Annotated in this window: 17 protein-coding genes; 12 read left to right on the forward strand and 5 right to left on the reverse strand. The window is 32.4% G+C overall.

The window, feature by feature from the left end; genetic code table 11:
* Window positions 1-10 precede the first annotated feature (10 nt).
* The gene (locus GTZ96_RS01055) at window positions 11-772 is read left to right on the forward strand and encodes a GLPGLI family protein (protein ID WP_161640525.1); all 762 of its coding nucleotides are present in this window, start codon (window positions 11-13) and stop codon (window positions 770-772) included.
* Window positions 773-845: 73 nt separating this feature from the next.
* Here GTZ96_RS01055 and GTZ96_RS01060 read toward each other — a convergent pair whose 3' ends face one another.
* The 5 genes from GTZ96_RS01060 to GTZ96_RS01080 form a co-directional block, all read right to left on the reverse strand.
* Window positions 846-1,154 (reverse strand): hypothetical protein, encoded by a 309-nt coding sequence (locus tag GTZ96_RS01060; protein WP_161640526.1) that lies wholly within the window; start codon window positions 1,152-1,154, stop codon window positions 846-848.
* A gap of 66 nt (window positions 1,155-1,220) precedes the next feature.
* Complete coding sequence (locus GTZ96_RS01065; protein WP_161640527.1) at window positions 1,221-1,520, reverse strand: helix-turn-helix domain-containing protein; 300 nt, start codon at window positions 1,518-1,520, stop codon at window positions 1,221-1,223.
* Entirely contained in the window at window positions 1,504-1,860 is a 357-nt protein-coding gene (locus GTZ96_RS01070) for a type II toxin-antitoxin system RelE/ParE family toxin (protein WP_161640528.1), read from the reverse strand. The genes GTZ96_RS01065 and GTZ96_RS01070 overlap by 17 nt, the downstream gene beginning before the upstream one ends.
* Window positions 1,861-1,997: 137 nt before the next feature.
* Window positions 1,998-2,333, reverse strand: a complete 336-nt coding sequence (locus GTZ96_RS01075; RefSeq protein WP_235972822.1) for a hypothetical protein — start codon at window positions 2,331-2,333, stop codon at window positions 1,998-2,000.
* A 273-nt stretch (window positions 2,334-2,606) separates the two neighbouring features.
* Window positions 2,607-3,656: a ferredoxin--NADP reductase gene (locus tag GTZ96_RS01080; protein WP_161640530.1), complete on the reverse strand. Its 1,050-nt coding sequence runs from the start codon at window positions 3,654-3,656 to the stop codon at window positions 2,607-2,609.
* A 127-nt stretch (window positions 3,657-3,783) separates the two neighbouring features.
* Here GTZ96_RS01080 and GTZ96_RS01085 point away from each other — a divergent pair, with 127 nt between their 5' ends.
* The 11 genes from GTZ96_RS01085 to atpA all read left to right on the forward strand — a co-directional run bounded on the left by GTZ96_RS01085 (window position 3,784) and on the right by atpA (window position 13,644).
* On the forward strand, window positions 3,784-4,119 hold the full coding sequence (locus GTZ96_RS01085) for a PadR family transcriptional regulator (RefSeq protein WP_161640531.1): 336 nt from the start codon (window positions 3,784-3,786) through the stop codon (window positions 4,117-4,119).
* An 11-nt stretch (window positions 4,120-4,130) separates the two neighbouring features.
* Complete coding sequence (locus GTZ96_RS01090; protein WP_161640532.1) at window positions 4,131-4,805, forward strand: hypothetical protein; 675 nt, start codon at window positions 4,131-4,133, stop codon at window positions 4,803-4,805.
* A 2-nt stretch (window positions 4,806-4,807) separates the two neighbouring features.
* Complete coding sequence (locus GTZ96_RS01095; protein ID WP_161640533.1) at window positions 4,808-5,479, forward strand: hypothetical protein; 672 nt, start codon at window positions 4,808-4,810, stop codon at window positions 5,477-5,479.
* Between the two features lie 161 nt (window positions 5,480-5,640).
* Entirely contained in the window at window positions 5,641-8,256 is a 2,616-nt protein-coding gene (gene porW / locus GTZ96_RS01100) for a type IX secretion system periplasmic lipoprotein PorW/SprE (protein WP_161640534.1), read from the forward strand.
* Window positions 8,257-8,261: 5 nt separating this feature from the next.
* Window positions 8,262-8,651, forward strand: a complete 390-nt coding sequence (locus tag GTZ96_RS01105) for a bactofilin family protein (protein WP_161640579.1) — start codon at window positions 8,262-8,264, stop codon at window positions 8,649-8,651.
* Window positions 8,632-8,865: an AtpZ/AtpI family protein gene (locus GTZ96_RS01110; protein ID WP_161640535.1), complete on the forward strand. Its 234-nt coding sequence runs from the start codon at window positions 8,632-8,634 to the stop codon at window positions 8,863-8,865. Before GTZ96_RS01105 ends, GTZ96_RS01110 begins: the two co-directional genes overlap by 20 nt.
* 549 nt (window positions 8,866-9,414) lie before the next feature.
* Entirely contained in the window at window positions 9,415-10,575 is a 1,161-nt protein-coding gene (atpB, locus tag GTZ96_RS01115; protein WP_161640580.1) for a F0F1 ATP synthase subunit A, read from the forward strand.
* Window positions 10,576-10,679: 104 nt separating this feature from the next.
* Window positions 10,680-10,871: an ATP synthase F0 subunit C gene (atpE, locus tag GTZ96_RS01120; protein ID WP_170111537.1), complete on the forward strand. Its 192-nt coding sequence runs from the start codon at window positions 10,680-10,682 to the stop codon at window positions 10,869-10,871.
* Between the two features lie 122 nt (window positions 10,872-10,993).
* Entirely contained in the window at window positions 10,994-11,494 is a 501-nt protein-coding gene (locus tag GTZ96_RS01125; RefSeq protein WP_161640536.1) for a F0F1 ATP synthase subunit B, read from the forward strand.
* A 1-nt stretch (window position 11,495) separates the two neighbouring features.
* The gene (atpH, locus tag GTZ96_RS01130; protein ID WP_161640581.1) at window positions 11,496-12,029 is read left to right on the forward strand and encodes an ATP synthase F1 subunit delta; all 534 of its coding nucleotides are present in this window, start codon (window positions 11,496-11,498) and stop codon (window positions 12,027-12,029) included.
* A gap of 37 nt (window positions 12,030-12,066) precedes the next feature.
* Window positions 12,067-13,644, forward strand: coding sequence for a F0F1 ATP synthase subunit alpha (gene atpA, locus GTZ96_RS01135; RefSeq protein ID WP_161640537.1), 1,578 nt, complete (start codon window positions 12,067-12,069; stop codon window positions 13,642-13,644).
* The last annotated feature ends 70 nt before the right edge of the window (window positions 13,645-13,714 follow it).

Consider the following 13,714-nt stretch of genomic DNA (forward strand, 5'->3'; position numbering starts at 1 on the left):
TTTACATACTATGAAACCAATACTTTTTTTTATAGCAGCACTAATTTTTACAACCACATCACAGGCACAGCAATTTGTAGACAAGGCTGTAATTGAATATGAAGTAAATACCAATCTCAAAAAAACAATGAGTAATGACAGCTGGGACGAGATGATGAAAGACAACCTGTCTGACCTAAAAATATCTTATTTCACCTATACTTTTGCAGACAACAAAAGCCTGTTCAAATTTGACAGATGGAGTCCAAAAACAAGAGTTCCAAAATATTATAAAGATGCAGATGAAGAAAACACCTGGTATTTTGATTTTACAACCAGAAAAATGAATATGCAAAAACAAATAGTAGGAACTAATTTTGTTATAGAAGATAGCATACCCAATATACAATGGAAAATCACAAATGAAAATAGAGAAATAGCCGGTTATAATTGCCGAAAAGCCGTAGGTAAAATAATGGATGATGTATATGTATTTGCGTTTTATACGGATGACATTACCATTTCGGGCGGTCCATGTACTATAAATGGTTTGCCGGGTATGATTTTGGGTCTTACAATACCAAGATTATACACCTCATTTATTGCTACCAAAGTAGATTTAACATTTACTAACGCCTCCGACATAAAGCCCATTACAGCCAAAAAAACGTACGACTTCATAGGTCTAAAATCGATGATAGAAGAAAAAACAAAGGAGTGGTTTAGCTATGGCGAGGATAAAGAAGAAAACAAAAGACAAAAAAATCTTTTCTTGTGGAATGCTTTTTTATAGCAAGTAGCAATAAAAAATTCCAAATCCCAATTTTATGCAGTTGGAATTTGGAATTTTTTAATTGGAGTTTTATCTACAAATATATCTTTTCGTCTTTACATCTGCCATAAATGTATCTTTTTAGATTCGAAATGGTTTCTTGATAAGCTGGAGCTTCAAAACCAAAACGCTCGTGCTCCATTTGCTGTTTTTCGATGGCGTTACAGCCTTTAATAACTTCTTTGAGCATATCGAGCATCGCCAGTTCTTTATTGTTTGTTTTTTGAAATTTAAACTCTACAATTTCGTCCTGCAATTGTTCGCAATAATCTAAAAGTTGCATTACTTCCGGTTCGTCAAGAAGGGAAGGATTGTTCTTGAAAATTTCTCGAATGGATTTCATGATATGAAGACTTAAATAGAATTAGTTAAATGTTCACGAATGAGATGTTTGTGTCAGTTGGAGTATTTATGCTATCGAAATTGAAATTTTTTTCCCTAATCCAATTTCTAACAATCGGTATAAAGTGGAAAGCTGAATATCAGTATGACCGTTTTCAATTCTTGAGATAAAACTTTTTTTAGTTCCAGTTTTGTCTGCTAATTCTTGTTGAGTCAAATGGGCTAGTCTGCGTTCTTCTTTAATAAGTTCACCAATTGCAAATGCTTTAGCTTTAATTTCGAAATTGATTCTTTCTGAAGTTCCAGATTTTCCGTATTTGGAATCTAAAAGTTCATCAAAAGTCGTAATCTTATTTTCTTCTTTCATTGTCTTTTATCTTAAAATATTCTTCTTTAAGTTTTTCGGCTTTTTCTATTTCGTTTTTTGGAGTTTTTTGAGATTTCTTTTGGAAACCATTAAAAAGAACAATCAATTTTCCTTCGTCAAAACAACAAAATACTCTAAATATATTTCCGCCAAATTCTATTCTAATTTCATACAAACCATTTGTTCCGCTCAAATGATCAAAGAACTTTTTAGGAATTCTTTCTAAAACAGTTATCATAAAAAGAACTTCATCAATTTTCTTTTGGACTTTTTCGTTTTGAAGATTATAAAACTCCAAAAAATAATCTTGATAAAATATGATTTGTCGAATCCTTTCCATAGCAAAGTTAACTAATAATGTAACATTAAATGTGGTTTTCTTTAATTTTTTAGACTAATATAAGAAAAGACAGATGTTTATAAAACAAAAAAACTTCCCTTTTCAGAGAAGTTTTTGTTATGAATATCGGAAAACAATTAAGCCACTAAGTCGTATTCTCTAGCTTGATTGAGAAGGTAATAACCGATTGTTTTATTTTTGTTTTTATCTACAACAATTACAACAAAATTATTTTCTTTTTCGGTAGCTAGTAAAATGTGTTCAAAATCCTCCGTTGAATTTCTATAAACTTTATAAATCAACTCACGCTCTTTAATTTTGTGTGAGAGAATTTTAGCTGTTTTTAATTGACTTACAAACGGCCAGATGTTAAAAACCGTTATGTCGTTGTTTGTTATTTCTAACATTTTCCCCATCATCGTTGAGCGATATTTTTCTTCAGTAAGCTGTTTAGGGACTTTTTTAGTATTCAATATTTTAATAATAATGAAGGCACAAAAAAGAGCCGTTATTACAAATAGTAAAATAAAAGAGAGATGAAGAGGGTGGATTTGGTTGTGGATTGTCATAATATTTAATGTTTTAAACGGGTTGACAAATAGGTTGGACTCTACAAATCTATCCTAAGTTTAGAAAGATTGCGATTATCTTAAATTTAACACTAAGATAATAAATTAAATAAAAAAAACTTCCCTTTTTAAAGAGAAGTTTTTAGTTATTGGAATTTCAATATTGGAATTTATTGTTTAAACATCATCATAATCCACATAGATCGTTTCTGACGTTGGGTGTGCCTGACAGCTTAGTATTAGTCCATCGGCAATTTCTTTATCGGTTAGGATGGAGTTTTTCTTCATTTCGGCGCTTCCTTCAGTTACGCGGCAAAGACAGCTGCTACAAATTCCGCCTTGGCAAGAATAAGGTGCGTCGATTCCTTGTTTTAGGGCCGCTTCCAGAATGGTTTGTTTTTGAGACATTTCGAATGACGTTTCTTCATCGTCAACCATAATGGTAATTTTCGAATGGCCGCTTAAATCTTTTATTTCGTGTTCATGAACTGAAGCCGAAAAAAGCTCAAACTTAATAGCTGAATCTTTTACGTTTTTCTCTTTCAAAATACCGGAAACAGTATCAATCATGGCTTCAGGACCACACAAGTAGAATTTTTCAAATTCTACTGCAGCGTGTTTGTTGTTCAGGACATAATTTACCACCGATTTGTCAATTCGACCAAATAATGCTTCATCAGCTTTGGCCTGACTGTACACATAATGTACAAACAAACGATTTACATATTGCAAATGCAAATCATGTAATTCCTGGTGAAAAATAGTTTGTTCAGGCGATTTATTTCCGTAAACCAATACAAAAGAACTTTTTGGCTCGCTTTTTAAAACCGATTTTAAAATAGATAAAACGGGAGTAATTCCGCTACCGGAAACAAAAGCAACATAGTTTTTTTGTTTGTGGGCTTCTGGTTCAAAAATGAATTTACCTTCCGGTTTTCCTACTTCAAGAACATCTCCCGCTTTTAGTTTAGTGTTGGCAAATTGAGAAAAAGCCCCGTCTTTTACCGCTTTAACGGCAATGCGCAATTCGCCACTTTCCGGTGAAGAGCAAATAGAATAGGCACGACGAATTTCTTTTCCATCTAAAGTAAGTCTTAGATTTACGTATTGCCCTGCAATGAATTCATAATTGTCTTTTAATTCTTCAGGAACATTAAAAAGAATCGAAACGGCAGCTGCGGTTTCTCTTTTAACCTCTTTTATAAGGAGTTTAAGAAAATTTGGCATGAGATATAATTTTTGACAAAGATAGCAAACGGAATAGGTTCTTAAAATCAAAAGAGGAAAATTTCATACCTAAATTTGTTATGTATAAGAATCTTATGTATGTTTGTTATTCAAAATGAAAGCGATTATGAAAAATTCACAATTATACAAAGGGAGCTTGAATACCATTATCATGAAATTATTAGAAGAAAATGGTAAGATGTACGGTTATGAAATTACCCAAAAAGTAAAAGCAATTACTCAAGGAGAATTAAATATTACCGAAGGCGCTTTGTATCCTGCTTTGCATAAACTGGAAGCCGAAGGTTTCTTAGATGTAGAGATTGAAAAAGTAGATAATCGAATGCGAAAGTATTATAAACTAACTGAATCGGGAGAAAAGGAAACTGTCAATCGACTTTCGGAATTAGAAGATTTTATTAGGAATATGCAGAGTTTAGTGAACCCAAAATTAGAATTTTAATTTCTTGAGCTATGAAATTAACCAACCAACAAATCGCAATAATTGATCAGACTTTAGTTTTAAACGGAGTAGTTTATGATGATGTAAAATTGGAATTGATAGATCATATTGCAACTGATATTGAAAATCAGTTAGAGAATCAGGAATCTGATTTTGAAGTTGCTTTAAAAAAATCTTTTGAAAATTGGTCAGATCAATTACAGCTGGCGAATTCATTTTGGGTTAATACTAAAAAAGCAGTTCCTAGAATGTTGTTAGACAAATGGATTTTGGATGCTAAAAAAAAGCTGATAAAAGGAAGTGTCATTGCCATTGTATTGACTGTATTGATTACAAATATTGAAAGAATAGCGGATAATGAAATTGTCATAATAAACACAAGAAGAATTTTACAAGTAATTTTTTCACTAGAATTAGCGACAATTTTAGTTTTCAAGTTTATTATTTGGAAATCAGATAGAAAAACTTTTTCTGGATTTCTTTTTCAAACTCAAACTCGATTTGCAGTTCTTTTTATGATGTTCATCTTCTGTTTAAAAGGAATGCCATTATTGAGTTTAAGCCCTGATTTAAAAATCAATTTAGCTTCTAATTTTATGGCAATGTTTTATATGGTTTTGCCACTATTTTTTCTCCAACTCGCCTTTAAACATTTTCAATTTATTCAAAAATTTAAAATTTCTTAAATATGAAATTAACAACAGAACAAATCGAAATAATTGACCAAACTTTAATAGATAAAGGTGTGGTTTATGATGATATTAAACTGGAATTGCTGGATCACATTATAACGGATATTGAATTAGAAACTGAAGGATCTAATTTTGATGTTACTTTTTCTAAGGTTATGCTTAAATGGGAAAGAGAATTGGAAGAAGTTAATCCTTCGGGAAAATTTGCAGCTCCAAGAATAGTTATGGAAAAATTTTCTTCATTTTTTAAAAGTCAATATAAATTTTTGTTTCCAGTTGCTGCTGCATTTAGTTTTTTAATAGCAATCATTACCACACTATATCCAGAAGAATTTGTTTATAATACTGTAAAGCTAGTTTTTTATTCAGTATATTTATTATTGTGTTTGACCGGGATAATTAGTATATTTTTTATTTCGAAAACAAAATCAAAAACAACTTCTGGAAAATTGATTCAAAAGAGTTGGTGGTTTCTTGTTTTACAATTTTGCGCTATTTACATATATTCAAGTAGCTATAGTCGTTTGTATCGCAGGTATAATAATGAACCTTTTTTGGGAAAATTTATCGGATGGTTTATGCCTTGTTACTTCTTTTTGGTGGCTTTCCATTTAATTATGATTGCAGTAGAGCATTTTAGAATAGTCAAAAAATATAAATTGGTTTGATTTTTTTGTAAAACATATAAAATCAATAAGTTAATAGCATAAAATGATTCAACAGAAAAGAATAGATGTTTAAATTTCTATATTTCAAAAAGAAACGTATTTTTACCAGTCATTATACTAAAAAAACTTTTTAAAAGTTTAATGATAAAACCAGCGAATCATTGAAAACCAACAAATTTAAATATTCAATTCCCTTAGGGTGTTTGTGTGTTTTGGTAGCTTGTTCTACTAGGAATGATACTTTTTTGGCTCGAAATTCACATGCTTTAAGTACAAAATACAACATTTTATACAACGGGCAAAAAGGATTAGACAAAGGAATTAAGTCCATTGAAGCCAATAATCAAGATGACTTTTGGGAGATTTTGCCTGTTGAGGCCATGAAAATTGATGAAGATGTGGTTGCTGACACCACTAAAAATGCCGATTTTAAATTGGCGGAGACCAAAGCAACTAAGGCCATCCAAAAACACTCCATGAATATTGGCGGTAGAGAACGCAATTCTCAAATAGACGAAGCCTATTTATTATTAGGGAAATCCCGTTATTACGACAAACGATTCATTCCCGCGCTGGATGCTTTCAACTACATTTTATACAAATACCCAAATAGCAGCCGAATTGATGAAGCTAAAATTTGGCGCGAAAAAACCAATATGCGTTTGGGCAACGATGCCTTAGTAATAAAAAATATTACTAAAATGCTCAAAGAAACCAAACCTAAAAAACAGGTTTCGGCTGACGCCAATGCGCTTTTGGCATCGGCGTTTTTAAATTTGGAAGAAAAAGACAGTGCGATTGTCAAATTAAAAAAGGCAGTCAACTTTAGCAAACGCAATAATGAAAAAGCGAGGTATCGTTTTATCCTGGGACAGCTTTATCAGGAAATGGGTCAAAATGATCAGGCAAGAGAATATTATGAAGCGGTGATTAAGATGAATCGAAAATCCGACAGGAAATACATGATTCAATCGCAGGTGAGATTAGCACAACTGTTCGATTATCAAAATGGCGATAAATTTGCTTTTGATGAAAAGTACCATAAACTTTTAGAAAACCGGGAAAATCGTCCTTTTCTGGATGTTTTAAATTACCAAATGGCCGTTTTTTATGATAAACAAGGTAAGGATGAGAAAGCTTTACAATATTACAATGCTTCTTTAAAAAAGGCTAAAACCGATAATTATTTAATAGCATCTGATTATAGAAATATTGGAAATTTGCATTTTAAAAATGCCCGTTATCCAATTGCTGCCAAATACTACGACAGTACTTTAGTAAAACTCAATCCTAAAACCAGAGAGTTTATTCACATTGAAAAAGTGCGTAAAAATCTGGACGATGTTATTTTTTACGAAGGGATTGCCGTTAGAAATGACAGCATTCTAAAAGTGGTTTCGTTGCCTGAAACGGAGAAAGTGGCTTATTTTGATGGCTATATCGAAAAATTGAAAAAGGCAGATGAAGCCAAAAAGATTTTAGAAGAAAAAGCAGCTGAGAAGCAAAAAAATATTGAAAGAAACAGTAAATCAACAACTGCAGATGCTTTGGTTTCGAATGGAAAACCAGTGGTTAAAGCGCCATTTACTCCGCCATCTATGGCTGGTCTTCAATCGGAAAACAGCTTTTATTTTTACAATCCATCCACGGTATCTTTTGGAAAAGTAGCCTTTAAGAAAAATTGGGGTAAACGTGTTGCAGGAGGATTCTGGAGGCTTTCTTCATCTACTAATATAACTAATGCAGCGGTTGCTCAAGATTCTACAGCGGTTCCAGAACAGGAATTAGTATCGGATAAAATTTCGAAAGAAAAGGAAACAGAACCTAAATATACGGCTGATTTTTATTTAAAACAACTTCCCGTTGCAGCAACAGCGATTGACAGTATTGCCAAAGAACGCAATGATGCTTATTATCAGTTAGGTGTTATTTATAAAGAAAAATTCAAAGAATACAACTTGGCTGCTCAAAAATTAGAGCAATTATTAGTCAATAAACCGGAAGAAAAAATAGTACTTCCTACATGGTATAATTTGTATAAAATTTATCAAATTACTAACAGTGAGAAAGCCGAAGCAATCAAGAACAAGATCGTTACTCAATATCCTAATTCGCGTTATGCACAAATTCTAAACAATTCTAATGTAATTATTGAAGAAGGAAGTCCGGATGCGGTTTATAAAAAACTATATCAACAATATACTAACGAAGAATTTGATGCCGTTGCTGCAAAAATTGACGGATTGATTAACCAATTTTCGGGTGAAGAAGTGGTGCCTAAACTGGAGCTTTTAAAAGCGAATACCATAGGTAAACAAAAAGGATTAGCTGCTTATAAAGCAGCATTAGAATTTGTGGCCGATACTTATCCTAATACCGAAGAAGGCAAAAAAGCACATAGTATTTTGGCAGACCAAATTCCACAATTGGAAAAAATGGATTTCGATTTCAAAACCTCAAATCAATGGAAGATACTTTATCCTGTAGCCTTAAATGCCAGCAATGATAAAAAAGCAATAGAGGAAAAAATCAGCAAGTTTATGAGTACTGAGAACGGTCAGAAATTAAATCTTGCCTATAATTCGTATGCTGATAACGAAGGATTTGTTATCATTCAAGGGATTACTACGGAAGAATATGCAACCAGTGTAGCCAATGTTTTAAAAGAAAATCCAAGTTATAAAATAGCAATTCCGGCAGTAATTATTTCTAACGAAAATTATAAAATAGTTCAAATCAAGAAAAATCTAAAGTCTTATTTAGATGCCAAAAAATAATCATGATGTTTAATAAAAAAGATAAACCTTATACTGACCTTTTAGGAAAAACCAACAGGATTGTTGAAGGAACTATAATAAAAGGAGATATTATTTCGAAGGCTGATTTTAGATTAGATGGCGAACTAATTGGGAATTTTCAATCTACAGGCAAATTAGTTATTGGCCCTACAGGAAGTGTTACAGGTGATATTAGTTGTAATAATGCCGATATTGAAGGGAAATTTAGCGGAACTATTCAGGTAACAGAATTATTAAATATAAAGTCCAAAGCCAGTATTCATGGCGATGCCACCGTGGGTAAATTATCAGTAGAACCAGGAGCCGATTTTAGTGCTTCTTGTATCATGAAAGAAAATGTAAAACCAACAAGCGATGGAAGAGAAACCGAATAACAAAAGGCCCAGTGGTAAATGGCTGGCTTTAATTAATATTCCCATTCAAATGGGAGCAATCATTTTTGCGTTTTCTTATTTGGGCGATTGGCTAGATGAAAACCATCCACATCCTAAAATCTATTATAATAAAATATTAGTTATGGTAGGAGTCTTTCTAGCCTTATACAATGTGATAAGACAGGTAAACGAAATTAATAAAGAAAAAGATTAATCTTTAAAAACAGCAAGATTTTTAGATAAAACAAGATTCATGATTTTAAAAAATTACAAGACATTTCGCTTTTTGTTAATTTCAGTAGGCATAGCATATGTGTTGCATAAATTGATTTTTTATTTTTTTCAAATCAACCAAAAGACTTTTTATTATAGTTTAGAAAGATTGTATGCTGTCTTTTTTGCCCTTTCGTTTGTAATAATTTTCATCTTGCTCAAGATAAAAGAACGCAATTTTGATCAGTTAGGAATGTCTTTCTTGCTATTAACCAGTAGCAAAATGGTTTTCTATTATTTTCTGTTAAAGCCAATTTTGAAGATTAGGCATTATGACATCCCAATAGAGAAGATCAATTTTTTTGTACTATTTGTCCTTTTTTTGACAATTGAGGTAGTTGTAACTATAAGAATACTAAGCGAAAAGCAATAAAAAACCGGCTTAATTAAGGTATTGAAAAAAATATATTTTTATATCCTTTTAGATATTAATAAAAAATGTACCTTTGCGCCAAATTTTAGAAACGTAAATATAACATATTTAGTAATTATGGTGATTTTAAAGAGACCACTTAGATTGATAATAGCAACATTTTTAGCGTGTCTTCCATTGATGAGTTTTGCAAATCAAGAAGTTGATACGGCAAAAGTAAAAGTAGAAGCAACTCACGAAGTAGTAGCCGAAGGGCATCAAGAAGGAGCTCATGCTGAACCAACAGATTTAAAATCTAAAATTAAAGCGTTCATTGGTCACCACGTTTTGGATTCTCATGATTTCTCATTAACTCAAGACAATGAGACAGGAGAATCTTGGGGTTTTCCATTACCTGTAATCTTATGGGATAATGAATTACACGTTTTCTCTTCTGCAGCATTCCACCACGGAAAAGAAACAGCAGAATCTAATGGTAAATATTATGCTATCAACCACCACGATGGTAAAATTTACAGAACAGATGCTTCAGGAACTATTACTGAGAATGAAGAAACTGGTTTTCCATCTAATGTTCGTCCTATTGACTTTTCAATTACTAAAACGGTAGTTTCAATTTTTGCTGCTGCTATATTAATGTTTTTGATTTTTAGTAATTTGGCTAAATCATATGCTAAAAATGGAGGAATTGCTTCTGGAGTAGGTCGTATTTTTGAACCATTAGTAGTTTACATTCGTGACGAGATTGCTATCCCAAACATTGGTGAGAAAAAATATAAAAACTACATGAGCTATTTATTGACAATATTCTTTTTTGTATTGTTCTTAAATATCTTCGGATTAACTCCACTGGGAATTAATGCTACAGGTAACTTAACCATTACTTTCTCATTAGCATTTTTAACTTTCTTAATTACAAACTTAACAGCTAATAAAAACTATTGGGGACACATTTTCTGGATGCCAGGTGTGCCAAAACCAATGCGTATTATTTTAGCACCAATTGAGTTGTTAGGCGTTTTTATTAAACCATTTTCATTAATGATACGTTTGTACGCAAATATTTTTGCAGGACACATTGTATTGATGAGTATTATTGGTTTAATGTTTATCTTTAAAAGCTGGATTGGAAGTAGCTTGTCATTTGGATTGTCATTTTTGCTTTCTATTCTTGAAATATTAGTAGCATTTTTACAAGCGTATATTTTTACGATGTTATCTGCACTTTACTTTGGTTCTGCTGTAGAAGAGCATCATCATGAAGAAGGGCACCACTAAAATGTTTATTGTTTGTTGTTTAGAGTTTGTTGTTTTGCAACGATAAACCATAAATTACAAACCATAAACCCAACAAAGAATGTTTAATTTTTAATATATATATCATGGAAATTCCACAAATTATTGGAGCTGGATTAATCGTTATCGGAGCAGGTTTAGGTATTGGTAAAATTGGTAGTTCAGCAATGGACGCTATTGCTCGTCAACCAGAAGCTTCAGGAAAAATCCAAACAGCTATGCTTATCGCTGCTGCACTTATTGAAGGTATTGGTTTTGCTGCGTTATTCGCATCTTAATTAAAACACAAAAAACAATAGTTGCAACGGTTGGTTGTAACTATTGTTTTTAAAATTAAAACATTACATTGCAGCAATGCAACTGGATTAAATTTAGAATATAAAATTTAGAATTATATATAATGGAAAAGTTAATAAATCAGTTTGAGTTTGGTTTGTTTTTTTGGCAAGTATTAATATTTGTTGGATTAATATTATTATTGAAAAAATTCGCTTGGAAACCTATTCTTGATGCAGTTAATGAAAGAGAAGAAGGAATCAAAAATGCATTAGAATCAGCAGAAAATGCTAGAAAAGAAATGCAAAATTTGCAGGCTGATAACCAAAGAATTTTGAACGAAGCTAGAGCAGAGCGTGATGCTATGTTGAAAGAAGCTCGTGAAATGAAAGAGAAATTGGTTGCTGATGCAAAATCTGAAGCGCAGGCACAAGGATTAAAAATGATCGAGCAAGCTAAAGCTGCAATTGAAAGTGAGAAAAACGCAGCTATGGCTGAATTGAAATTACAAGTTTCTACTTTGTCATTGAGTATTGCAGAAAAATTATTGAAAGACGAATTATCTAATACTGAAGCTCAAACTAAATTAGTTGAGAAAATGTTAGGTGATGTAAAGCTAAACTAATATTATGAGTACAAGAGCAGCAATTCGTTACGCAAAAGCAATTCTTAGTTTGGCAGATTCTATTGGAGTGGCCAATGAGATAAATAACGATATGGTTTTAATTGCTTCAACTATTAAAGCAAACTCTGAATTAAATTCTTTTATTCAAAGTCCTACAATAAGTGTTGATGTAAAAGAAAATGCATTATTGGAAGTTTTTGCTAATGTTAATGGCGTTACTAAAGGTTTCTTTCATTTATTATTCGAAAATAAAAGATTTGAAATTCTTGAAGCTATTGCAGTAGCATATTCTGAATTATTTGATGAGGCTAATGGTTTAGAAGTAGCTATAGTAACTACTGCTATTCCGATGGATGCTGATTTAGGAGCTAAAGTTTTAGCTAAAATCTCATCATTGTCAGATAAAAAAGTAACAATTGAAAATGTAGTAGATCCTGCTATCATTGGAGGATTTATTCTAAGAATAGGTGATAAGCAATACAATGCTTCAATTGCTAACAGATTACAAGTATTAAAAAGAGAATTAAGTAACTAGTTTTATTGCACATTAAGTGTCTAAATTATAAATTAAGATGGCGGAAATCAAACCTGCTGAAATTTCAGCAATATTAAGAAAGCAAGTAGAAGGTTTTGAATCTGGCGCTACGCTAGAGGAAGTAGGAACGGTACTTCAAGTTGGAGACGGTATTGCTCGTATTTACGGGCTTTCGAATGTACAATATGGAGAGTTAGTAGAATTTGATAATGGTCTTGAGGCTATTGTATTGAATCTTGAAGAAGACAATGTAGGTGTGGTACTTTTAGGACCATCTACAGGAATCAAAGAAGGATCTACTGCTAAAAGAACGCAACGTATTGCTTCTCTTAAAGTAGGAGAACAAATGGTAGGACGTGTTGTAAACACTCTTGGTTTTCCTATTGATGGAAAAGGACCAATAGGTGGTGACTTATACGAAATGCCTTTGGAAAGAAAAGCTCCTGGAGTTATCTTCCGTCAACCAGTTACTGAACCATTACAAACAGGAGTAAAAGCAGTAGATGCTATGATCCCGGTAGGTCGTGGACAACGTGAGTTGGTTATTGGTGACCGTCAAACAGGTAAATCAACTGTTTGTATTGACACTATCTTAAATCAAAAAGAATTTTATGATGCTGGTAAACCAGTATTTTGTATCTATGTTGCAATTGGACAAAAAGCGTCAACTGTAGCAGGAATTGCAAAAATGTTAGAAGAAAAAGGAGCAATGGCTTATACAGTTATTGTTGCTGCAAATGCTTCTGATCCAGCTCCAATGCAAGTTTATGCTCCTTTCGCAGGTGCTGCAATTGGAGAATATTTTAGAGATTCAGGTCGTCCAGCTCTTATTGTTTATGATGATTTATCTAAACAAGCTGTTGCTTACCGTGAGGTTTCTCTTTTATTAAGAAGACCACCGGGACGTGAGGCTTATCCTGGAGACGTTTTCTACTTACACTCTCGTTTATTAGAAAGAGCTTGTAAAGTTATCGCTGATGACGGAATTGCTAAAAACATGAATGATTTACCAGATTCATTAAAAGGAATCGTTAAAGGTGGTGGTTCATTAACAGCTTTACCAATTATCGAAACTCAAGCGGGTGACGTTTCTGCATATATCCCAACAAACGTAATTTCGATTACTGATGGTCAGATTTTCCTTGATGGAGATTTGTTTAACTCAGGGGTTCGTCCAGCAATTAACGTAGGTATTTCTGTATCTCGTGTTGGAGGTAATGCTCAAATTAAATCAATGAAAAAAGTTTCTGGAACTTTAAAATTAGATCAGGCTCAATTCCGTGAATTGGAAGCGTTTGCTAAATTTGGTTCTGACCTTGATGCTGTTACTTTAAACGTAATTGAAAAAGGAAAAAGAAACGTTGAAATCTTGAAACAAGGTTTGAATGATCCTTATACTGTCGAAGACCAAGTAGCAATTATCTATGCTGGTTCTAAAAACTTATTGAGAAATGTTCCTGTAAACAAAGTAAAAGAATTTGAGAAAGATTTCTTAGAATTCTTAAACGCAAAGCACAGAGCTACTCTTGATGCTTTAAAAGCAGGTAAATTAACAGACGAAATTACAGATGTAATCGAAACTGTAGCGAAAGAAGTTTCAGCAAAATATAATTAAGACAGAAGTTAGAAGCTGGAAGTAAGAAGTTAAAATCTTACTTCCTACTTCCATCTTCCAACTCCAAACT

The organism is Flavobacterium undicola, from assembly GCF_009909155.2.
Taxonomy (GTDB): domain Bacteria; phylum Bacteroidota; class Bacteroidia; order Flavobacteriales; family Flavobacteriaceae; genus Flavobacterium; species Flavobacterium undicola.